The organism is Pararoseomonas baculiformis (assembly GCF_017813395.1).
Taxonomy (GTDB): Bacteria; Pseudomonadota; Alphaproteobacteria; order Acetobacterales; family Acetobacteraceae; genus Roseomonas; species Roseomonas baculiformis.
In genome coordinates, this window is record NZ_JAGIZB010000002.1 from 76,791 (window position 1) to 98,123 (window position 21,333).

At 70.1% G+C, this 21,333-nt stretch carries 18 protein-coding genes; 10 read left to right on the top strand and 8 right to left on the bottom strand.

Annotation, left to right across the window (positions count from 1 at the left end; genetic code table 11):
* Positions 1-8 precede the first annotated feature (8 nt).
* Positions 9-3,338: a DEAD/DEAH box helicase gene (locus J8J14_RS02415; RefSeq protein WP_209377849.1), complete on the top strand. Its 3,330-nt coding sequence runs from the start codon at positions 9-11 to the stop codon at positions 3,336-3,338.
* Positions 3,339-3,385: 47 nt separating this feature from the next.
* Here J8J14_RS02415 and J8J14_RS02420 read toward each other — a convergent pair whose 3' ends face one another.
* A complete protein-coding gene (locus tag J8J14_RS02420; RefSeq protein WP_245215300.1) occupies positions 3,386-4,699 on the bottom strand; it encodes an erythromycin esterase family protein in 1,314 nt (437 codons plus the stop codon).
* A gap of 178 nt (positions 4,700-4,877) precedes the next feature.
* On the opposite strand from J8J14_RS02420, the gene J8J14_RS02425 reads away from it, so the two are divergent.
* Complete coding sequence (locus J8J14_RS02425; RefSeq protein WP_209378092.1) at positions 4,878-5,126, top strand: hypothetical protein; 249 nt, start codon at positions 4,878-4,880, stop codon at positions 5,124-5,126.
* Positions 5,127-5,162: 36 nt separating this feature from the next.
* On the opposite strand, the gene J8J14_RS02430 is transcribed toward J8J14_RS02425, so the two are convergent.
* The 7 genes from J8J14_RS02430 to J8J14_RS02460 all read right to left on the bottom strand — a co-directional run bounded on the left by J8J14_RS02430 (position 5,163) and on the right by J8J14_RS02460 (position 12,980).
* Complete coding sequence (locus J8J14_RS02430) at positions 5,163-5,375, bottom strand: hypothetical protein (protein ID WP_209377851.1); 213 nt, start codon at positions 5,373-5,375, stop codon at positions 5,163-5,165.
* Positions 5,376-5,455: 80 nt separating this feature from the next.
* Entirely contained in the window at positions 5,456-6,436 is a 981-nt protein-coding gene (locus tag J8J14_RS02435; RefSeq protein WP_209377852.1) for a Bug family tripartite tricarboxylate transporter substrate binding protein, read from the bottom strand.
* Positions 6,433-8,019 (bottom strand): hydantoinase B/oxoprolinase family protein, encoded by a 1,587-nt coding sequence (locus J8J14_RS02440; RefSeq protein ID WP_209377853.1) that lies wholly within the window; start codon positions 8,017-8,019, stop codon positions 6,433-6,435. The genes J8J14_RS02435 and J8J14_RS02440 overlap by 4 nt, the downstream gene beginning before the upstream one ends.
* Entirely contained in the window at positions 8,016-10,034 is a 2,019-nt protein-coding gene (locus J8J14_RS02445) for a hydantoinase/oxoprolinase family protein (RefSeq protein ID WP_209377854.1), read from the bottom strand. The genes J8J14_RS02440 and J8J14_RS02445 overlap by 4 nt, the downstream gene beginning before the upstream one ends.
* A 33-nt stretch (positions 10,035-10,067) precedes the next feature.
* A complete protein-coding gene (locus J8J14_RS02450; protein WP_209377855.1) occupies positions 10,068-11,060 on the bottom strand; it encodes a Bug family tripartite tricarboxylate transporter substrate binding protein in 993 nt (330 codons plus the stop codon).
* Positions 11,061-11,114: 54 nt separating this feature from the next.
* A complete protein-coding gene (locus tag J8J14_RS02455) occupies positions 11,115-12,362 on the bottom strand; it encodes an NAD(P)/FAD-dependent oxidoreductase (protein ID WP_209377856.1) in 1,248 nt (415 codons plus the stop codon).
* Positions 12,363-12,488: 126 nt separating this feature from the next.
* The gene (locus tag J8J14_RS02460) at positions 12,489-12,980 is read right to left on the bottom strand and encodes a MarR family winged helix-turn-helix transcriptional regulator (RefSeq protein ID WP_342452369.1); all 492 of its coding nucleotides are present in this window, start codon (positions 12,978-12,980) and stop codon (positions 12,489-12,491) included.
* Positions 12,981-13,103: 123 nt separating this feature from the next.
* Between J8J14_RS02460 and J8J14_RS02465 the strand changes: the two genes are divergently transcribed.
* The 8 genes from J8J14_RS02465 (at position 13,104) to J8J14_RS02500 (ending at position 21,332) form a co-directional block, all read left to right on the top strand.
* Positions 13,104-14,699: an FAD-dependent oxidoreductase gene (locus tag J8J14_RS02465; RefSeq protein ID WP_209377857.1), complete on the top strand. Its 1,596-nt coding sequence runs from the start codon at positions 13,104-13,106 to the stop codon at positions 14,697-14,699.
* On the top strand, positions 14,699-14,926 hold the full coding sequence (locus J8J14_RS02470) for a DUF2783 domain-containing protein (protein ID WP_209377858.1): 228 nt from the start codon (positions 14,699-14,701) through the stop codon (positions 14,924-14,926). The genes J8J14_RS02465 and J8J14_RS02470 overlap by 1 nt, the downstream gene beginning before the upstream one ends.
* Positions 14,927-14,936: 10 nt before the next feature.
* Complete coding sequence (locus J8J14_RS02475; protein WP_209377859.1) at positions 14,937-15,917, top strand: MBL fold metallo-hydrolase; 981 nt, start codon at positions 14,937-14,939, stop codon at positions 15,915-15,917.
* 14 nt (positions 15,918-15,931) lie between these two features.
* Positions 15,932-17,269, top strand: a complete 1,338-nt coding sequence (gene hmgA / locus J8J14_RS02480; protein WP_209377860.1) for a homogentisate 1,2-dioxygenase — start codon at positions 15,932-15,934, stop codon at positions 17,267-17,269.
* Positions 17,270-17,272: 3 nt separating this feature from the next.
* Complete coding sequence (gene fahA, locus J8J14_RS02485; RefSeq protein ID WP_209377861.1) at positions 17,273-18,553, top strand: fumarylacetoacetase; 1,281 nt, start codon at positions 17,273-17,275, stop codon at positions 18,551-18,553.
* A gap of 50 nt (positions 18,554-18,603) precedes the next feature.
* Positions 18,604-19,578 (top strand): Bug family tripartite tricarboxylate transporter substrate binding protein, encoded by a 975-nt coding sequence (locus tag J8J14_RS02490; protein WP_209377862.1) that lies wholly within the window; start codon positions 18,604-18,606, stop codon positions 19,576-19,578.
* 5 nt (positions 19,579-19,583) lie between these two features.
* Positions 19,584-20,216: a maleylacetoacetate isomerase gene (gene maiA, locus J8J14_RS02495; protein ID WP_209377863.1), complete on the top strand. Its 633-nt coding sequence runs from the start codon at positions 19,584-19,586 to the stop codon at positions 20,214-20,216.
* Between the two features lie 285 nt (positions 20,217-20,501).
* A complete protein-coding gene (locus J8J14_RS02500) occupies positions 20,502-21,332 on the top strand; it encodes an ABC transporter permease subunit (protein ID WP_209377864.1) in 831 nt (276 codons plus the stop codon).
* The last annotated feature ends 1 nt before the right edge of the window (position 21,333 follow it).

Below are 21,333 nucleotides of genomic sequence, written 5' to 3' on the forward strand. Positions count from 1 at the left end.
TGCAGCCCATGACGGATCGGGGGGAGCGCATGGTGGGCCTGGCGGCGGAACCGGAGGGCCTGCTGGCCGCCGGGTTGGTGGAACTGGCCGCGGCGGGGAAGGGGGCCATCCATCTTGCCCGCAGCGAGGCGCGTGCAGCCCGCCTGGCAGAGGCCGCGCGCAGCCTTGCCCCTGGTCTTCGCGTGCTGCTCCTGCCCGCCTGGGACTGCCTTCCCTATGACCGCACCTCCCCCTCGCGCGCCGTCATGGGCACGCGCATGGCCGTCCTGCGTGCGCTGTCCCCGGGCGAGCGCGGTCCTGTCCTGCTGATCGCTGGCATCGACGCCGCCACCCAGCGCCTGCCCCCGCCCGAAGCCTATGCCGAGCTGCGCCTGCAAGCCGGCCAGCACGCCGATCCAGCCATGGTCGAAAGGCGCCTCCGGCAGCTCGGCTACGTGCTGGACGACCGGGTGGACGAGCCCGGCGAAGCGGCGCTGCATGGCGGCGTGCTGGATGTGCATCCGGCCGGCGACGGCTTGCTGCCCTGCCGCATCGCGACGGAGGAGGGACGCATCACCTCCATCCGGCATTACGACCCGCTCACCCAACGCAGCCTGGATGAGGCGGAAGCCGTCACCCTCGGTCCCGTTTCGGAGCTGGTCCTGTCCGAGGACTCCACCGAAGCGCACGGCCAGGGGATCGAGCACGGGCTCGCCGAACTCTACCCCGCCCTCACGGATATCTTCGCCCTTCTCCCTGGCCTGCCCGTGGTCATGGATCCGGAGGCCGAGGGCTTGCGCGCCCAGCGCCAGGAGGATGTCGCGGATGCCTTCCGCGCGCGCTTCGCGCTCACCACGCCGGACGAGGCGGTCCAGCGCGCCTCCGAGCCCGCCCGCCTCTACCTGGACGACGCGGCCTGGGCGGCGGCCCTCACGGGCCGGGAGGTGACGAGGCTGGCGGAGTCGCCGGAGGAGCCGCCGGGCCTCCTCCCGCATTTCCGCGACGAGCGGGAGCCGGACGAGGCCTTCCTGAACTTCCTGGAGGACAGGCTGGCCGAAGGGACGCGCGTCGCCCTGGCCGGCCGCACGCGCCAGCGCACCAGGGCGCTGCTCCGCCTGATCCGCCAGCGCCTGGATGTCGAGCCCGGGCGCGTGGATGGGTGGGTGGCGCTCCGTGCCGCGCCGCCCGGCACGCTGGGCCTGCTGGACGGCATGCTGGAGGCGGGCTTCGAGGCCGAGGGGGCTGTGGTCATCTCCCCCAATGACCTCCGCCCGGCCGCCATCCGCCACGCCACCCCCGAACGGGAGCGGATCCTGCGGCTCGCCGGCACTGGCCTGCAGCCCGGCGATGCCGTGATCCACCTGGACCACGGGCTCGGCGCGCTTCGTGGCGTGGAGCCGGTGACCATCCGCGATGTCACCCTGGATTGTCTCAAGCTGGAATATGCCGGCGGCGCCACCCAGCTCGTGCCCCTGGACGAGATGGACCGCATCTGGCGCTACGGCGCCGAGGCCGAAGGCGTCTCCCTGGACCGCCTGGATGGCGAGGCCTGGGCCAGGCGCCGAGCCGAGGTGGAAGCGCAGATCGCCGGAACCGCCGAGGCCCTCGTCGCCCGCACGCGCGAGGAGGAGCAGCGCCGCGCCCCCGTGCTGAAGGCCCGTGGCGCCGCCTATGACCGCTTCTGCGCCCGCTTCCCCTTCACCCTGACCGAGGACCAGGCCGAGGCCATCGATGCCGTGCTGGCCGATCTCGCATCGGGCCATCCGATGAACCGCCTGGTCTGCGGCGATGTGGGCTTCGGCAAAACCGAGGTGGCCCTGCGCGCCGCCGCCGTCGCGGCGCTGGCCGGAAAGCAGGTCGCCATCCTCGCCCCCACCACGGTGCTGGTGCGCCAGCATCTCACCACTTTCCGCCGCCGCTTCGCGGGCATGAAGTGGAATGGCAGGCCCATCCGCATCGAGCAACTCTCGCGGCTCTCCTCCGCGGCCGATGCCAGGGCGGTGAAGGCGGGCCTTGCGGATGGCTCCGTCCGCATCGTGATCGGCACCCAGGCCCTGGCCGGCAAGGGTGTCTCCTTCCAGGAGCTCGGCTTGGTCGTCATCGACGAGGAGCAGCGCTTCGGCACGCGGCAGAAGACCATGGTCCGCCGCCTGGGCGAGAACACGCATGTCATGGCGATGACGGCCACGCCCATCCCGCGCACGCTGCAATCGGCACTGGTCGGGCTGGAGGAACTCAGCGTGATCGCCACGCCACCCGGCCGCCGCCAGCCCATCCGCACGGTCCACATCCCGCTGGACGACGCCGTGCTCCGGCAGGCCCTGGCGCGCGAGAAGCGGCGCGGCGGACAGAGCTTCGTCGTCTGCTCCCGGATCGAGGACCTTCCCGCCATGCGCGGGCGCATCGCCGGCCTTCTCCCGGAGCTGGAGATCATCGAGGCCCATGGGGAGATGCCGGCGGACCAGGTGGACACCGCCCTGGTGCGCTTCGCGGAAGGGGAGGGGGACGTGCTCCTCTCCACCAACATCGTGGAGACCGGGCTGGACGTGCCCCGCGCCAACACGATGATCGTCTGGCGGGCCGACCGCTTCGGCCTGGGCCAGCTCCACCAGCTCCGTGGCCGCGTCGGCCGGGGCCGCCTGCGCGGCACCATCATCCTGATGACGGACCCTGAGGAAGCGCCGAGCCCGCTGACCCTCAAGCGCCTGAAGGCGCTGGAGGCGTTCGACCGGATCGGCGCCGGCTTCGCCATCAGCGCCCGGGACATGGACCTGCGCGGCGCCGGCGACCTGCTGGGCGAGGAGCAGGCCGGCCATATGAAGCTGATCGGCATCGAGCTCTACCAGCACATCCTGGACCGCGCCCTGCACGCCGCGCGCGGCGAGCCGCTGGAGGAGGACTGGATGCCAAGCCTCGCCATTGCCGTCCCCGCCGGTATCCCGCGCGAGTATGTGGAGGACGAAGCGGCGCGGGTGGAACTGCATGCCCGCCTCGCCGCGCTCCAGCGGCGCGGCGACGCCACCGCCCTTTCCGAATTCGCCGAGGAGATCGCCGACCGCTTCGGCCCCCCGCCGGAGATCACGGAGAACCTCCTTCACCTGGCGCGGCTGCGCGTGCGCTGCCGCCGCCTGGGCATCGCCAAGCTCGAGGTCGGCCCCAGCGCCGCCGCCGCGACCTTCCGTGCCGCTCCCCCGGCGGTCGAACCGCCGCTGGAGGAGCGAAACGAGCGCATCCTCCTGCGCAAGGAAAGCGGGGGTGAGGCGGGCCTGCTCGCCACGGCGATCGAGCTTCTGAAACGGCTCTCACCCCGCCGGGCACGCCGGGCGCAGGCGAAGCGGCCGGAGGCGGTGCCCGCCTGAGCCAACCCGCGCCGGGCTGGTCTTGCCCAGCCCGGCCATCCCGCGGGTCAGACCCCGAAGGGGTAGGTGTCCTCCTGCCCCGCCTTCTGCTCGGTCGGCAGGGGCGTGACGGCCCTTGTTTCGTCGAACCAGACATAGGCGTCGAACTGCTCCGGCAGGACACAGGTGGAGTAGTGGCTCCAACGCTCCGTCTCCGGCCGGTAGATCACGCCGATGAAGCGCTCCAGCCGCTCCTCCATCAGCCGTGCCCGCAAGCTGTCGTGCCGGCCCTCCCGCAGGTCGAGCAGGAATCGCTCCACGCCGCTGTCATGGGCGAGGCGTTCGTAACTGTCCGGGCGGGAAGGATTGACGCGCTTCACTTCCATCGGCTCGTCCCAGTCGCTCGCACAGGCCACCGTTCCCGTATGCGTGCCGAAGCCGATCAGCGCGGCATCGCGCCCGAAGCGCTCTCGGCAGAGCTGGCCGATATTCAGCTCCCCGCGCTCCCTGCCCATGTCGGTGCGCGAGGCATCGCCGATATGCGAGTTATGGGCCCAGACCACGGCCCTGGATTGCGGCCCCTTCGCCTCCAGCAGCGAGCAGAGCGTCTCGAACATATGCGTGTCGCGCAGGTTCCAGCTCCGCGAGCCGCCGTAATACATCACGCGGTAGTATTCCTCCGCGTTCTTCACCAGACGGGCGCTGGCGGCGGCATCCAGAAAGCTTTCCCCATCCTCGCCCGCATAGTCGCGCCGCTTTTCCAGCAGGTCGCGCAGCGTCTTCACCGCGCCTTCCTCACAGGGTGCGTAGCCACGGGAGAGCGCCATGCGCCCGTAATCCTGCGGCTCTTCCATCCAGGGCATGAGGCAGCCATAGCGTTCCCGGGCCACCGCGGCCGCCTCCGGGTCCACCCTGTCCAGGTAGCGCAGCACCGCCTCGATGGAGCCTGAGAGATTGTACAGGTCCAGACCGTAGAACCCGGCCTGCCGCTTCGCATCCCGGCCTGCATTCCACTGGCGCAACCAGCCCAGGAAATCCGCCACGTCGGTGTTGCGCCACATCCAGGTCGGGAAGCGCCGAAAGGGGGCTTCGGCATCGGGGGCAGGGGGGCGGCCCCGCACCTGGCGGTCGATCACGGCGGCATCGGGCCAGTCGGCCTCCGCGGCCAGGATGGTGAAGCCATGTTCCTCGATCAGCCGCCGGGTTATGGCGGCGCGGGCCCGGTAGAATTCCGAGGTGCCGTGGCTGCACTCGCCCAGCAGAACCACCCGCGCCTGGGCGAAGCGGTCGAACAGCGATCCGAAGGCCGGATCATCGAAATCGGGCAGCGGCTCGGCCGCGTCGCGGATGAGGGCGGGGATGGTCTGCGCTGCATCGGACATGTCCCCAGAACGCCTGACCTGGCCGGCCGGTGCATGGCCCCATGCAGTGGGCGCGGGGAGAGGAGGACGGACGGCCTTGCGCCCGCCGGAAGCACCACCATAAGCTGCATTTCGTATCGCGTGAGGGTTGTGCGTGGCCAGTGACCAGGATGCTTCCGGCTCTCTGAAGGAGGGCGGCATGACCGAAATGCGCCTGCTGGTGCTTGAGATGACGGTTGCCGCGATCGCCGCACGTCTCCCGCAGAAGGATCTGCAGGAGGTCGTCTCCATGCTCGTCTTCGTGGCCAAGAGCTCCGAGGCCGCGCGGGATCTGGAGGACACGCCGGCCGATGCGCCGCGCCTCGTGGATGCCAGCCATTACGCGACGGAAATGCTGGACCGCATCGCCCAGTCCCGCCGCGGCGAGCGGAGTGAAGGCCGGCATTGAGTAAGGTTGGAGGGCGCCCCTTTGGGGGCGTTCCCCTTAGCCGCTGTCCCGGATCTGCTCCAGCTTCAGCCACCGCGCCTTCATCGCTTTCCACTCTCCCCTGTCATCGGTGAAGAGGCGCAGAAGGTCGTCCGGCAGCTTTTCATCCAGCGTGGCGTCCCAGCTTTCATGCAGGCTGCGGCGGATCCAGAGATCGAAGGGGTCAAGCCCCGTCGAGGCATTCTGCGGCTGGGCGGGGCGGTGCGGCATCCGGGCGCCTCCACGAAGCGGCTGTTGCGCTAGGAACGCGCCATGGCCGCTTCGGTTCAGCCTTTCCGCCCGCCCGAGCTTCAGTCCTCCACCTCGATCTTCGCATCCCGCACCACATCGGCCCAGCGGCGCATGTCGGCGCGCCAGATCGCATCGAACTCGGCGGCACCCGCCGGGGCAGGTTCCGCGCTGATGGTCCGCAGCCGTGCCTGGCCCGCCGGGGAGCGCACCGTTTCCAGAATGGCGCGGGAGAGCTGCTCCACCGTCGCCGGGGAAAGGCCGGCGGGGCCATAGACCCCCACCCAGCTCGTCACCACGAAGTCCGGCACGCCGGCCTCGGCCATGGTCGGCACCTCGGGCAGGGAAGGAAGGCGCTGGGCGGAGGTGACGGCCAGGCCCCGCAGCGTGCCGGCCTGGATCAGCCCGACCACATTGGGAAGGTTGTCGAACATCACCTGGATTCGCCCGGCCTGAAGGTCCACCACCGCCGGGGCGCTGCCGCGATAGGGCACATGGGTCATGGCCAGCCCGGTCCGCAGGCGGAACATCTCGCCGGTCAGGTGGATGGAGGTCCCCGCCCCCTGGGAACCGAAATTCAGCCCGCCCGGCATGGCCCGGCCCATTTCGATGAAGCCCTTCACGTCCCGCGCGGGAGACTGGCTGCCCACGACCATGACATTGGCGAATTCCGACACCCGGGCGATGGCAACAAAATCCCGGGCCGTGTCGAAGGGCAGGTTCCGGCGCACGGCCGGGGTGACGCCATGCGTCCCCGCGCCGCCGATCAGCAGCACCGTGCCATCCGCGGGCGCCTTTGCCACGAAATCGGAGCCGATGGTGCCGCCCGCCCCGGGCCGGTTCTCCACGATGGCGTTCACCCCCAGCCGCTCCCGCAGCCCGTCCGCCACCAGCCGCCCGGTCACGTCGAAGGAGCCACCGGGCGCATAGCCCACCACAAGCCGGACCGTCCGCCCGGGCTCGATCTGCGCCTCGGCCGCCGGGGCCAGGGCCCCGAGCGCGAGGGAGGACAGGATCAGTGTCGCGAAAGCGCGCTTCATCATGCGGATGGCCCCCAGCCTCCGGCGCCGGCCGTGCCCATCAGCAGCCGGTCGCCCGTGTTCAGAATCGTGGTGAGCTTCGAGCGCACCTCTTCCCGGCCGCCATCGGCACGGATCACCCAGGCCTCCGCCACGCGGCCATCCCCGCCGCCGGCGCCGCCCCTGGCGGCGTGGAAGTGCCGCTCCCCCCGGAAGGTGAGGGTGAGCGGGCCATGCAGGACCTCGTATTCCCGATCGATGCCGCAGCCGCCCGGGTGCCGCCCGGCACCGCCGGAGCCCCGGCGCACGCGCCAGTGATGCACCCGCACGGGCGCATCGCTCTCCATCGCCTCCGTGGGCAGGTTCATGGTGTTGCCCACATCGGTGGAAACCCCGTGCACCCCGGGCCCCATGGCGGATCCGCCGCTGCCGCCCGCCAGGACCTCGGTCACCACCCAGGCCGATCCATCCTCCCGCCGTCCGGACAGTGCCATCACGGTGGAACAGCCGGAATTGGCGGCCGGGATCCGGTCCGGCAGGGCCTGGGCCAGGGCGCCGAGGATGGCGTTGGTCAGCAGCTTCACCGTGCCCGTGCGCGCGTTCAGCGGTGCGGGCATGCGCGGATTCAGCAGCGATCCCTCGGGCAGGATCACCCGCAGGGGGCGCGCGCAACCGCCATTGTTCGGGATGTCGGGCCCGGTCACGGCGCGCAGCGCGAAGAAGCAGCCCGCCATCACCCCGGCCGGCGCCGCGTTCACCGGCCCGCGCACCTGGGGGGAGGTGCCGGTGAAGTCGAAGGTGATCCCATCCCCTTCCACTGTCACGCGCACCCGGATCGGGACCTCGCGGTCCAGCTCGATGCCGTCATTGTCCAGCGCGTCCTCATAGGTCCAGCTGCCATCGGGGATGGCGCGGATCGCGGCTCGGGTCGCGGCCTCGGCGCGGCGCACAAGTTCCTGCATCATCGCGGCAAGCCCGTCGGCACCGTGGCGTGCGGCCAGTTCCTCCATGCGTGCCGCGGCCACGCGGCAGGCGGCGATCTGCGCTTCCAGGTCCCAGGCGAAGGCATCGGGCGTGCGCGTGTTGAGCGCGATGATCCGCAGGATCTGCTGATCCGTCACCCCCTCCCGCGCCAGGCGCAGCGGCGGCAGGCGCAGCCCCTCCTGGAAGATCTCCGTGGAGGTGGTGGGCAGCGATCCCGGCGTCAGCCCGCCCAGGTCCTGGTGGTGCAGGATGGTTCCGGCCAGGGCGATCACCCGCCCCTCGGCGAAGACCGGCACCATCAGCGACACGTCTGGTATGTGCGTGCCACCGTCATAGGGGTCGTTCATCAGATACACGTCGCCCGGCCGCATCCCCTCCACGGGGAAGTCACGCAGCATGCGGGCCACGGCGGGCATCAGGCATCCGAGCAGCAGGGGCAGGGAGATGGACTGCGCCATCACCGTGCCATCCGGCAGGAAAAGGCTGGCCGAGGCGTCATTCGCTTCCCGCACGATGGGCGAGACGGCGGAGCGCAGCATCACCGCCTGCATCTCCTCCGCGATGGCTTCCAGCCTGCGGCGGACGATCTCGATGGTCGCGGGATCCAGGCGTTCGGCGCTCATGCGATGCGCTCCATCAGCAGATGCGCGGGATGGGTCGTCACGCGCCAATCCCCCGGCACGACAAGCGTGGTGTCGTCCTGCTCGAGGATGGCGGGGCCATGCAGCACCTCGCCCGGCGCCAGGTTGGCGCGGGGCACCACCGCAACCTCCTGCGCCACGCCGCCGATCACGGCCATGCGGCTGCCGCGCGGCGAGTCACTCCGCGCCACCACGGGCATCGCCGCCTCCGGCGCGCGCAGCCGGCACACCACACGGAGCGAAACCAGCCGCACCGGCGCCTGGCGGGCATGGCCATAGGCGGCCTTATGCGCGGCGATGAAGCCCTCGCGGATCGCCCGGGCCGGCTCGGCCGCATCGGCCGGGAGGGGCACGTCCAGGCTGTGCCCCTGGCCGACGAAGCTGGCACTGGCCGTCACCAGCAGCTCCGCCGCATCCGCCGCCACGCCTTCCGCCGCCATGGCGCCGCGCGCCTCGGCCACAAGCGCATCGATCGCCTGGCGCAGATCCGCCTCGGGCAGGACGTCCAGCACGCGGCCGAAGCCACGCGCGGCGTCGTGCTCCAGCGGCGCATCGAGCAGCCCGGTCGCGGCCAGCACGCCCGGCGCGGCGGGAACGACGATGCGTGCCTGTCCCAGCTCTTCCGCGATGGCATAGGCATGCAGCCCGCCGCCGCCGCCCGCGGGCACCAGCGGCAATTCGCGCGGGTCGGTTCCGCGCGCCACGGTTACGCTCCGCACCGCCTCCGCCATGGTGGCGTTGATCACGCGGTGGATGGCGATCGCGGCTTCCCGCAGGCCCAGCCCCAGGGGCCCGGCGATATCGCGTTCGATCGCCTCAGCCGCCGCCTCCGCATCCAGCGCCAGCTGCCCCGTCGCGAAGCGCGCCGGATCGACCAGCCCCAGCACGACGGAGGCATCCAGCACCGTCGGCCGCGTGCCGCCGCGCCGGTAGCAGGCCGGGCCCGGCGCTGCCCCGGCGGAACGCGGCCCCACCCGAAGCCCGCCCGCCTCGTCGATCCAGGCAATGGAGCCGCCGCCCGCGGCCACGGCCAGCACATCCGCCGTCGGCACGCGCACCGGGAAGGTGCCGATCATCCCATCCATCCGCAGCGCCGGCGCGCCGTCGCGGATCACCGCCACATCCGCGCTGGTGCCGCCCACATCGATGGAGACGCCATCCGGGAGGCCCGCGCCGCGCAGCACCGCCGCCGCGCCGATCGCAGCCGCGGAGGGACCCGACAGAGTCAGCCGGATCGGCTTTCCGCGCGCGGCCCCTGCGCCGAGCAGCCCGCCCCGCGAATGCATCACCTGCATCGGTGCTCCCACGCCGCTGCCGCGCAGGATGGTTTCGATCCGCCCGAGATAGTCGCTCATCACAGGCTTCAGCGCGGCGTCGAAGGCCGTCGCGCAGGTCCGCTCGTATTCGCGCGGCGCCGGGTCCACCTCGGATGAAAGAGACACGGCCATCCCCGGGCAGGTCTCCTGCACGATCGCCCGCGCCCGCTGCTCATGGCGGGGATCGAGGAAGGCGAAGAGGAAGCAGATCGCTACCGCCTTCACGCCCGCGGCCTCCAGCGCCCGTGCCGCCATGGCCACGCCTGCCTCGTCCAGCGGCTCCACCACGCCCCCATCGGCCCCGATCCGCTCATCCACCTCCATCCGCCGCTCGGGCGGGATCAGGTTCACCGGGGTTTGCGGCCCGAAGAGCAGGTCGTAGTTGGAGGCGCGCGTCATCCGCCCGAGCTCGATCACATCCGCGAAGCCGCGCGTGGTGATGAGGCCGGTGGGCGCGGCCGTGTTCTCCAGGATCGCATTCGTGGCCACGGTGGTACCATGCAGGAAGCGCCGCACCGCACCCGGCGGCGCGTCCCTGCCCAGCAGTCGCTCCAGCGCATGCCCCACCGCCCGCGCCGGGTCGTCTGGCGTGCTCGGCACCTTGAGCGAGCGAAGCGCGCCATCCGAACGCCGCAGCACCGCATCCGTGAAGGTGCCGCCAATATCAATCCCGATTTCCAACCCAAGACGTCTCCTGATTGCGCGGCGTGCGGCTCAATCGAGCCGCACGCCGCCCTCTTTCACCACCCCACCCCATTTCGCGACCTCCGCCTTCACAAAGCCCGCGAACTCGGCGGGGGAGGTCGCCTCCACCCGGAAGCCCTGCTGCGCGAAGGAGTCCCGGATCTCCGGCGCTTGCATCGCCCGCGCCACCTCTTCGTGCAGCCGGGCGAGAAGGGCAGGGGGCGTGCCCGGCGGCGCGAACACGCCCTGCCAGGATTCCGCCTGGAAGCCCGGCAGCGCCGCTTCGGCCACGGTGGGCACCTCCGGCAGCAGCGGGTGGCGCTCGGCCCCCGTCACCGCCAGCGCCTTCACCGTGCCCGCCCGCAATTGCGGCAGGATGACCAGCAGATCGGCGAAGGAAGCCTTCACCAGCCCGGCCACCAGATCCGTCGTCGCCTGGGCGGAGCCGCGATAGGGCACATGCGTCAGCTGAACCCCGGCCGCGAGTCCGAACATCACCCCGGTCAGGTGCATGGAGGTGCCGTTGCCCGGCGTGGCATAGGTGATGGCGCCTGGCGCCGCCCTGGCGGCCGCGATGAAGGCGCCGAGGTCGTTCACCCCCAGCGCCGGATGCACCGTCACGACCAGCGGCGCGGAAACCAGGCGCGAGACGGGGGAGAAGCCCGCCACGGGATCATAGGGAAGGTTGGGGAAGAGGCTGGCCGCGATGGCGTTGCTGCCTGTTACTCCCATCAGCAGCGTGTGCCCGTCCGGAGCCGATTTGGAGACAAACTCGGCGCCCGTGGTGCCGCCCGCGCCGGGCCGGTTCTCCACCACCACCGGCTGCCCGAGGGCCGGGGAAAGCCGCTCCGCCAGCCGCCGCGCCAGCACATCCGTGCTGCCGCCGGGCGGAAAGGGCACGACGAGCCGCATGGGGCGGGAAGGCCAGGCCTGCGCCCTGGCTTCCGGCACCGCCGCCAAGCCCAGGGCGGAAAGACCCAGGGCGGAGAGGCCGAGCGCGCGGCGGGTGATGGGCGGGATCATGGCCGGTACTCCTCGGGATGGTGTCGAAGGGGATTGCATGATCCGGGCCGCGCCTCAGGCGGCGCGCCGGAAGCGTGTCGGCGCGAAAGGAGAAAGGTCGATCCCCGGCGCGCGGCCCGCCACGAGGTGGGCCACCTCCCGCCCCGTGCTCGCCGCGCCGCACATGCCGACATGCCCATGGCCGAAGGCGAACCAGGCATTGCTCACGCGCGGCGCGGCGCCGATCACGGGAAGGCTGTCCGGCAGGCAGGGCCGGTGGCCCATCCATTGTGTCACGCTGCTGGTGTCGAGATGCGGGAACATCTCCTTCCCCCGGGCCAGCAGCACGTCGGCCCTGGCGAAGTCCGGCGGCGCCTTCAGCCCCGCGAACTCCACCGATCCGGCCAGGCGCAGCCCCATTCGCATGGGGTTCACCATCATGTTGTGCTCCACCGCCATCACGGTGTGCCGCAGCGCCAGATTGTTGCTGCCGACGGTCACGTGATAGCCGCGCTGCGTCTCCAGCGGGATCGCGGGGCCGAGCTGCCTTGCCAAGCGCGCGGACCAGGCGCCGCCCGCCAGCACCACCCCATCGCATGCCACCTCGTCCCCGCCGTCGAGCTGAACCGCGGCCACATCGGTGCCGCGCAGGCGGAAGCCGCTGGCGCTGGCCCGCACCACATCCGCTCCATCCAGCACGCAGCGCTCGAAGATGGCGCGCGTCAGCGCCGCGGGATCAGTGGTCGAGCCATTCTCCGGCGCCAGGATGCCGAAGCGGAAGCGCCCCTTCAGGTCCGGCTCCAGCGCGACCAGCTCCTCCTCGCCGATATCGCGCATCTCCACGCCGAGGGACCGGCGCAGCTCCATTCCCCATTTCCACTGCCGGGCCGCCTCCGGCCCGGAATAGACATAGAGGCAGCCGCCGCGCGTGATGAGCGACATGCCGCCCGCGCGCTGCAGGATCGGCTCGTAGCACTCGAAGATCGGCGCCAGCAGGCCGCGAAGGGCGGTGGCGATCCGCACCACCTCCTCGCGCCCGCTCGCACGCAGGAAGCGCAGCAGCCAGGGCGCCACGATGGGCGCATAGGCCCAGCGCACCGAGAGCGGCCCCAGCGGATCCAGCAGCCAGCGCGGCACCTTCTTCCACATGCCGGGCATCCCGACCGGCAGGCAGGCGGAAGGCGAGAGGGAGCCGGCATTGCCGAAGGAAGTCGCCTCGGCCGGGCCCAGGGGATCGATGAAGGTGACGTGGTGGCCGTCCCGCTGCAGCCAGGCCGCGCAGCAGCTTCCCACGATTCCGTTGCCGATGACCGCGATCCGCATGCCCAGCCCCGGCGCGGCCGCTGAATCGCGCCTGCGCATTCCGGCGCGCAGACTAGGAACAGGGAAGGCGACGCGGCTAGGGGACGCCGCGCCGAAAACCGGTCCCGCGGCCCGAAATTCGACGTCTCAGCCCTCGTTGTCCTCGCCGAGAAGACGCTTTGCCCGGCCGCGGAGCCTTTCCAGCATGTCCCCGAGCTGCTCGATCTCCTCCGGTGTCAGGACCTCGGCCAGTTCGGATTGCAGCGCATGGGCACGCGGCACGATCCGCCGGTACAGCGCCATGCCACGCGGCGCCAGGCGCAGCATCTGTGCCCTCTGGTCCTCGGGATGCGGATGGCGGCTGACCAGTCCCTTGTCGGCCAGCCGGATCACGGCCCGGCTCACCTTCACCCGGTCCATCTCGGTTCGCGCGATCACCGCCTGGGTGGAGAGGGCCTCGCTCTCTCCCAGCACGGCCATCACGCGCCATTCCGGTATGGAAAGCCCGAACTCGGCCTCGTAGCGCTCGGCGAAGGCCCGGCTGACGCTCTCGACCGCGACGGAGAGGCGGTAGGGCAGGAATTCCGCCAGGCGGAGCGGGGCATCGGCTTTCGACGGAGGGATGGCGCGGCTCCTCACGGTTCCGTGGATGCATCAGGGTTGATTTCGTCTCAAACGAGATGATATGCCCCAAGCATAACATCCGCCCCACGCCGCCTGCCAGAAGCGGGAAGGAGGGTGGAAGGTCGGGAGGGGTCGGTCTTGCATATCGACTACCAGTCGCTGCGCTTCGAGTACCGGCGCTCGCCGGACCAATCGGCGGCGCAGCTGGCGCATCACCCCGTCGTGGTCGTGGGTGCCGGCCCCGTGGGCCTGGCCACGGCAATCGACCTTGCCCAGTCCGGTCTTCGCGTCCTGCTGCTGGATGATGACCGCTGCCTCTCCAACGGTTCCCGCGCGATCTGCTTCGCCAAGCGCACCCTGGAGATCTTCGATCGCCTGGGCTGCGGCGACCGGATGGTGGAGAAGGGCGTCACCTGGAACCTGGGCCGCGTCTTCCACCGCGACGATCCGGTCTACAGCTTCAACCTGCTGCCAGAGGGTGGCCATCGCCGCCCTGCCTTCATCAATCTTCAGCAATATTATGTTGAGGGCTTCCTGCTGGACCGCGCCGGCGCCTTGCCGGAGATCGAGATTCGCTGGAACAACAAGGTGGCCGCCCTGGGCCCGCGCGAGGACGGGGTGGAGCTGACGGTCGAGACGCCCGAGGGCGAGTACCGCATCCTCGCGGAATACGTGGTGGCCGCCGATGGCGCCCGCTCACCCATCCGCAAGGCCATGGGGCTCGAAAGCAAGGGCCGTTCCTTCCGGGACCGCTTCCTCATCGCCGATGTCCGCATGAAGGCCGATTTCCCGGCCGAGCGCTGGTTCTGGTTCGACCCGCCCTTCCACCCGAACCAGTCCGTCCTGCTGCATTCGCAGCCCGACAACATCTGGCGCATCGATTTCCAGCTGGGCTGGGACGCCGACCCGGAGGAGGAGCGCAAGCCCGAGCGCGTCATTCCCCGCGTCCGTGCCCTGCTCGGGAAGGATGCGGCGTTCGAGCTGGAATGGGTCAGCGTCTATACCTTCTCCTGCCTGCGGATGGCGCGCTTCCGCCATGGCCGCGTGATCTTCGCCGGGGACGCCGCCCATGGCGTCTCGCCCTTCGGCGCGCGCGGCGCGAACAGTGGCATCCAGGACGCCGAGAACATCGCCTGGAAACTGGCCCTGGTGCTGCGCGGGGAGGCTCCGGAAACCCTTCTCGACAGCTACGATTCCGAGCGCGTGGCGGCAGCGGACGAGAACATCCTCAATTCCACCCGCTCCACTGACTTCATCACGCCCAAGAACGAGAGCAGCCGTGCCTTCCGCGACGCCGTGCTGGATCTCGCGAAGGATTGCGCCTTTGCCCGCCGCCTGGTGAACAGCGGCCGTCTCTCCCTGCCCAGCACCTATTGTGGCTCTCCGCTGAACACGCTGGATGCGGATCGCTTCGAAGGGCTGATGGTGCCGGGCGCCCCGGCCCTGGACGCGCCGCTGAGGGACGGGGACTGGCTGCTCCGCCGCCTCGGTGGCGGCTTCACCCTTCTGCATTTCGGCGCCGCCTCGCCAGTCATGCCGGAGAGCGAAACCGCCCTCCGCGTCGTCAACATCACTCCGGAGGACGATGCGGAAGGCCTCGCGGCCACGCGCTACGATGCGCGCCCGGGTACAACCTATCTCATCCGTCCGGACCAGCATGTCTGCGCCCGCTGGCGCCGCTTCGATCCGGAAGCCGTGCGCGCCGCGCTCCGCCGCGCGACGGGGAGGGGGTGATGCTCAACACCGAACCCAATCTGGCTGCGCCCGATGATTTCTACGAGGCCCTGCTCGCCATCCACCAGGACCTCACCCCGGAACAGGCGCGCATCGTCGATGCACGCCTGATACTGCTTCTCTCCAACCATATCGGCGACATGGCGGTGCTCCGCCAGGCGATGGAGCGTGCCCGCCAGGGCATCACCCCCGCCGGTCAAGACGCCACCATCACCATCCGCGCCTGAAGGAAACCCCATGTCCGGCTTCGCCAGCACCAAAGACCTCGCCGAGAAGACCATCTCCTTCGACGAGCTTGCGCCCGGCCTTTATGGCTATACCGCCGAGGGCGATCCCAATTCGGGCGTGGTCATCGGCGATGAGGGCGTGCTGGTGGTGGATGCCCAGGCCACCCCGCGCATGGCGCAGGACGTCATCGCGCGCATCCGCAAGGTGACGGACAAGCCCGTGACCCATGTGGTGCTCTCCCATTACCACGCCGTCCGCGTCCTCGGCGCCAGCGGCTATGAGGGTGCCCAGATCATCGCATCCGACGTCACGCGCGACCTCATTGTCGAGCGGGGCCAGCAGGACATGGACAGCGAGATCGGCCGCTTCCCGCGCCTGTTCCGGGGCAAGGAGAGCATCCCCGGCCTTACCTGGCCCGACGTGACCTTCCAGAAGAAGATGACTCTCTGGATGGGCAAGAGGGAGGTGCAGATCATCCATGTCGGCCGCTCCCACACGGCCGGGGACACGATTGTCTGGTTGCCGAAGGAGCGCGTCCTCTTCTCCGGCGACTGCGTGGAGTACGGCGCCACCCCCTATTGCGGCGACGCCCATTTCGCGGATTGGTCGGGCACGCTGGAAGCCATTCGCGCCCTCAAGCCCGTCGCCCTCGTGCCGGGGCGCGGCGCCTCGCTCACCTCACCCGCCCAGATCGAGGAAGGCCTGCGCGGCACGGCCGACTTCACCTCCGACCTCTTCGCCATCGCGCGGAAGGGCGCCGCCGCCGGCGCGTCGCTCAAGCAGGTCTATGACGAGGCCGTCGCGGCGATGCGCCCGAAATACGGGCACTGGGTCATCTTCGAGCACTGCATGCCCTTCAACGTCTCCCGCGCCTATGACGAGGCGAAGGGCCTGGACCACCCCCGCATCTGGACCGCCGAGCGTGACGTTGAGATGTGGCGCGCGCTCGAGCACGGCACCGAGATGAAATCCGCCGAACTCGACCGGTAACAGGAGGCATCCCCATGAACGCCCCGTTCCGCCCACAGCCGCTGACCACCAACGAAACCGGCTACATGCCGGGCTTCGGCAACGGCTTCGAGACCGAGGCCCTGCCGGGCGCCCTGCCCATCGGCCGCAACTCGCCCCAGCGCTGCCCATACGGCCTCTATGCCGAGCAGCTCTCCGGCTCGCCCTTCACCGCGCCGCGCATGACGAATGAGCGGTCCTGGCTCTACCGTATCCGCCCGACCGTTGCGCATTGGGGGCAGTTCACCAAGGTGGATGCCGGCCTCTGGCGCACCGCCCCGGCGGTGGAGGTGGATCTTCCCCTCGCGCCCCTGCGCTGGGACCCGATCCCGCTGCCTGATGGCAAGGTTTCCTTCCTTGAGGGCATCCGCACCATCACCACCGCGGGCGATGCGGGCAGCCAGTCGGGCATGGGTGCCCATGTCTATCTCGTCACCCGCTCCATGCAGGACGAGTATTTCTACAACGCTGATGCCGAGATGCTCTTCGTGCCCCAGCAGGGCGCCCTGCGCATCGCGACGGAATTCGGCATCATCGACATCGCTCCCGGCGAGATCGCCGTGATCCCGCGCGGCGTGAAGATCCGGGTGGAGATCCCGGGTGGCCCGGCGCGCGGCTATCTGTGCGAGAATTATGGCGGCGCCTTCACCCTGCCCGAGCGCGGCCCGATCGGCGCCAACTGCATGGCGAACCAGCGCGACTTCCTCACGCCGGTCGCGGCCTATGAGGACCGGGACGTCCCCTCGACCATGACGGTGAAGTGGGGCGGCAGCCTCTGGCGCACGGAGCTGGAACACTCCCCGCTGGATGTCGTCGCCTGGCACGGCAACTACGCGCCCTACAAATACGACCTGCGCCGCTACTCCCCGGTCGGCCCGATCCTCTTCGACCATGCCGATCCCTCGATCTTCACCGTGATGACCTCGCCCAGCGAGACGCCCGGGACGGCGAATATCGATTTCGTCCTCTTCTCCGATCGCTGGCTGGTCGGCGAGAACACCTTCCGCCCGCCCTGGTACCACATGAACGTGATGAGCGAGTTCATGGGGCTGGTGGAGGGCGTCTATGACGCCAAGACTGGGGGCGGCTTCGTTCCCGGCGGCTTCTCGCTGCATAACTGCATGCTGCCCCATGGACCGGACATGGCGGCCTTCGAGGCCGCGAGCAATGCGGAGTTGAAGCCGCACAGGCTGGAAGGCACGATGGCCTTCATGCTCGAGACGCGGCTGCCGCAGCGTGTCACGCGCTACGCGGCCGAGGCTCCGCAGTTCCAGCGGGACTATGCCGGCTATGGCAAGGGCCTGCGCAAGCATTTCAACCCGAACCAGCGGTAGAGAATGACCGACGCCACGCACGACCCCGCCCTGCGCAGCTGGGTGGAATCCGCCAACGGGCATCCGGATTTCCCGATCCAGAACCTGCCCCTCGGTGTCTTCATCCCACTCGACATGGGCGGCGCGCGGGTTGGCGTGGCGATCGGGGACCAGATCCTCGATCTCACCGCGGCCCCGGTGGATGACAAGATCCGCCAGGCCGCGGGCAGCTCTGCGCTGAACGAACTCTTCGCACTGGGGGAGGGGGTGCGGAAGGTCCTTCGCGCGGAGCTCTCCGAGCTGCTGTCGAACCCGGCGCACCGCGCCGCGGTGGAGCCGCATCTCTACCCGATGGAGGGCTGCGAGATGACCCTGCCCACCAAGATCGGCGACTACACCGACTTCTACGTGGGCATCCACCACGCGACGAATGTCGGCAAGGTCTTCCGCCCCGACAATCCGCTGCTGCCGAACTACAAGCATGTGCCCATCGGCTATCACGGCCGCGCCTCCTCCGTGCGCGCCTCGGGCACCGATATCCGCCGCCCCAAGGGGCAGCTGAAGGCGCCGGATGCTGAAGCGCCTCGCTTCGCCCCTTGCGAACGCCTGGACTACGAACTGGAACTCGCCATCTGGATCGGCCCGGGCAACACGCTGGGCGATGCGATTCCCATCGGCCGCGCAGCTGCCCATGTCGCCGGCTACGGCCTGCTGAACGACTGGTCCGCGCGCGACATCCAGGCCTGGGAGTACCAGCCGCTCGGTCCCTTCCTGGCGAAGAACTTCGGCTCCACTGTCTCGCCCTGGGTCATCACCCCCGAAGCCCTGGAGCCCTTCCGCATCGCGCAGCCGCCCCGCCCCGAGGGCGACCCGCAGCCGCTGCCCTATCTGCTGGACGAGGCCGACCAGGCTGGCGGTGCCTTCGACCTCGCCCTCGAAGTCTTCATCACCACGCAGGCGATGCGCGGGAAGGGCATGGCGCCGCATCGCCTTTCACAATCGAATGCCCGCCACATGTACTGGACCGTGGCGCAAATGGTCACGCACCACACCTGCAACGGATGCGACCTGAATCCGGGAGACCTTCTCGGGTCCGGTACCATCTCGGCGCCCGATGCCGCCGGCTTCGGCAGCCTGCTCGAGACGACGAAGGGCGGCAAGGAGCCCGTCCAGTTGCCCTCCGGCGAAACGCGCCGCTTCCTGGAGGATGGGGACGAGATCATCCTCCGCGCTCGCGCCGCGCGGGATGGATTCGCCAGCATCGGCTTCGGGGATTGCCGCGCGACCATCCTGCCGGCCAACTGACGCAACACAGCAAGCCGGCCATCCGAGCCGGCGGTGGAGAGGAAAGAACCATGAAGAAGATCCTGCTGGGCCGCCGCGCCCTGATGGGCGCTGGCCTCGCGGCCGCGCTCCCCGCGGGCCGCGCGCTGGCCGCCTATCCGGAGCGGGCGATCCGCTGGGTCGTCGCCTATGCGCCCGGCGGCGGCACGGACACCTTGGCCAGACTGGTCGGGGCCACCCTGTCCCAGCGCCTCGGCCAGCCCGTGGTGATCGAGAACAAGCCCGGCGCGGCCACCAATATCGGCGCGGAATTCACCGCCAAGGCCCCGGCGGATGGCTATACGGTGATGACGGCCGATAACGGCACGCTTGTCTTCAACACCGCGCTTTTCAGCCGCCTTCCCTATGATCCCGTGCGGGACTTCCGTCCCGTGGGGCTCATGGCGCGTTTCCCGCTCTTCCTCGCGGCCGGGCAGAACGCGCCCGCCAATGTCCAGGCGCTGGTGGAGCAGTCCAAGGCGCGCCCGATCGATTGCGCCACCCCCGGCATCGGTTCCCCGCATCACCTCGCCATGGAGCGGCTGGGCCGCGAGGCCGGGATCCGGTTCAATCACGTCCCCTACCGCGGCGCCGCACCCGCGCTGAACGACCTTCTCGCCGGTACCGTGCCGATGATGGTGCTGGACTATCCCTCGGGCGCCGATCACCTTCGCAGCGGCCGCGTGAAGGCGCTTGCCGTCCTCTCCGCCCAGCCGCTCGAGGATCTTCCGAGCATCCCCACCGTGCAGTCCGCCCTCAACCTGCGCGGCTTCGAGGCCTATGCCTGGCAGGGCGTCGTCGTGCCCAAGGCGACGCCGGACGCGATCGTCGCGCAGCTCACCCGCGAACTGGACGCCTCCGTGCGCGATGCCTCCGTGCGCAACCGCATGAAGCAGATTGGCCTTGAGCCGCTCACCGGCGGCCCCGCGGAGTTCGAGGCGCTGCTGGAGCGCGAGCGGGGTATCTGGCTGCCGCTGATCCGCGACCTCAAGATCACGCTCGACTGACCCGCATGCGCCTCCATGGCTATTTCCGCTCCTCCGCCGCCTGGCGGGTGCGGATCGCGCTCAACCTGAAGGGGATCACGGTGGAACACAGCTTCCACCATCTCCGCCGGGGCGAGCAGCGCGCGCCGGAATTCCTCCGCTGCAACCCCCAGGGCCTCCTCCCGGCCCTGGAGACGGATGACGGCTCGGTCCTCACGCAGTCCATGGCCATCATCGAATGGCTGGACGAAACCCATCCCGAGCCGCGCCTGGTGCCCGGCACGGCGCTGGAGCGCGCGCGCATCCGCGCCTTCGCCCAGGCCATCGCCTGCGACATCCACCCCGTGCAGAACCTGAAGGTGCTGGCCCGCCTGCGCGAGGAGGGTTGGCCGGAAGAGAAGGTCACGGGCTGGGCGCGCTGGGTTATCCAGGATGGGCTGGAAGCCTGCGAGAAGCTGCTGCGTGAAGGGGAGGGGCCCTTCCTCTTCGGCCGCGCCCCGACTCTGGCCGATATCTGCCTCATTCCCCAGCTTGGTAATGCGAAGCGCTTCGGCGCGGATATCTCCGCCCTGACACGGATCAGGGAAGCCGCGGCGGCCTGCGCCGATCATCGGGCCTTCATCGCTGCGGCGCCGGAGAATCAGCCCGACGCGGAGTAACGAACGCGGGAGAGGGAATGCCATTCCCTTTCCCGCCTGCCGCGCAGGATGGCGCGGCTACGCATCAGGAAATCTTTGGGAAACCGCGCTCTTTCCGGCGGCGCGGCTCCTTCGTAGCCTTCCGGGCATGAACGACACGCCCTTCCGCGCCGCCTCGTTCGGCTCTCGCCCGCTGCTCTGCCGAATGCCCCGGCCCGGCTGAACGCCTCGCGGCTGAACGCCGCCCCAGCAGCCCCTCGCGAAGCCGCATCCTTCGCGGCGCCCCGCCCATCGCCGGAGTATCCCATGTCCGAGCACGCTCTTGGCGCGCGCGAAAGCCTCGCGCCGTCCTTGCCGCGCGCCGTGCTGCCGCGGCCCAATCTCGCGCGCTACCGCCGCTTCCTCTCGCCGCTCGCCATTGTCCTGCTCTGGCAGGCGGCCTCCATGGCCGGGCTGATCGCCCCGCGCACCCTGGCCGCGCCCACCACCATCCTCGCCGCCGCCTGGGAGTTGCTCGTCTCTGGTGAGCTTCCGCATCACCTTCTTGTCTCGCTCGCGCGCGTCGCCACTGGCCTCGCCATCGGCGTGACGGCCGGCATCGTGCTTGCCCTGATCTCCGGCCTGTCCCGCCTGGGCGAGGAGGTAGTGGACGCGCCGATGCAGATGCTGCGCACGCTGCCCTTCCTGGCGCTGGTGCCGCTCTTCATCCTGTGGTTCGGCATCGGCGAGACGCCGAAGATCGCCCTTGTCGCGCTTGGCAGCGCCTTCCCCGTCTATCTCACCCTCTTCGCCGGCATCCGGGGGGTGGACCCCAAGCTGGCGGAGGCCGGCCGCGTCTTTGGCCTGGATCGCCGCGGCCTCATCCGCCACGTCATCCTTCCCGGGGCGCTGCCCTCCGGCCTCGTCGGGCTGCGCTACGCCCTCGGCAGCGCCTGGCTCTCGCTGGTGATCGCGGAACAGATCAACGCCACCGCCGGCATCGGCTTTCTCATCAACGATGCCCGCGACTTCCTCCGCACCGATGTGATCGTCGTCGGCCTGCTCGTCTACGCCCTGCTCGGGCTCGGCGCCGATGCCCTCATCCGCGCCTTCGAGCGCCGCGCCCTCGCCTGGCGTCCCAACCTCATCAAGGCCTGAC

What these genes read in the sequence shown, in the direction of transcription:
- J8J14_RS02470 (WP_209377858.1), top strand. Translation starts at nt 14,699, where the DNA reads ATGCTCAACACCGAACCCAATCTGGCTGCGCCCGATGATTTCTACGAG.
- J8J14_RS02475 (WP_209377859.1), top strand. Translation starts at nt 14,937, where the DNA reads ATGTCCGGCTTCGCCAGCACCAAAGACCTCGCCGAGAAGACCATCTCC.
- J8J14_RS02450 (WP_209377855.1), bottom strand. Translation starts at nt 11,060, where the DNA reads ATGATCCCGCCCATCACCCGCCGCGCGCTCGGCCTCTCCGCCCTGGGT.
- J8J14_RS02430 (WP_209377851.1), bottom strand. Translation starts at nt 5,375, where the DNA reads ATGCCGCACCGCCCCGCCCAGCCGCAGAATGCCTCGACGGGGCTTGAC.
- J8J14_RS02420 (WP_245215300.1), bottom strand. Translation starts at nt 4,699, where the DNA reads ATGTCCGATGCAGCGCAGACCATCCCCGCCCTCATCCGCGACGCGGCC.
- J8J14_RS02435 (WP_209377852.1), bottom strand. Translation starts at nt 6,436, where the DNA reads ATGATGAAGCGCGCTTTCGCGACACTGATCCTGTCCTCCCTCGCGCTC.
- J8J14_RS02425 (WP_209378092.1), top strand. Translation starts at nt 4,878, where the DNA reads ATGACCGAAATGCGCCTGCTGGTGCTTGAGATGACGGTTGCCGCGATC.
- maiA (WP_209377863.1), top strand. Translation starts at nt 19,584, where the DNA reads ATGCGCCTCCATGGCTATTTCCGCTCCTCCGCCGCCTGGCGGGTGCGG.
- J8J14_RS02415 (WP_209377849.1), top strand. Translation starts at nt 9, where the DNA reads ATGACGGATCGGGGGGAGCGCATGGTGGGCCTGGCGGCGGAACCGGAG.
- J8J14_RS02440 (WP_209377853.1), bottom strand. Translation starts at nt 8,019, where the DNA reads ATGAGCGCCGAACGCCTGGATCCCGCGACCATCGAGATCGTCCGCCGC.
- fahA (WP_209377861.1), top strand. Translation starts at nt 17,273, where the DNA reads ATGACCGACGCCACGCACGACCCCGCCCTGCGCAGCTGGGTGGAATCC.
- hmgA (WP_209377860.1), top strand. Translation starts at nt 15,932, where the DNA reads ATGAACGCCCCGTTCCGCCCACAGCCGCTGACCACCAACGAAACCGGC.
- J8J14_RS02455 (WP_209377856.1), bottom strand. Translation starts at nt 12,362, where the DNA reads ATGCGGATCGCGGTCATCGGCAACGGAATCGTGGGAAGCTGCTGCGCG.
- J8J14_RS02500 (WP_209377864.1), top strand. Translation starts at nt 20,502, where the DNA reads ATGTCCGAGCACGCTCTTGGCGCGCGCGAAAGCCTCGCGCCGTCCTTG.
- J8J14_RS02490 (WP_209377862.1), top strand. Translation starts at nt 18,604, where the DNA reads ATGAAGAAGATCCTGCTGGGCCGCCGCGCCCTGATGGGCGCTGGCCTC.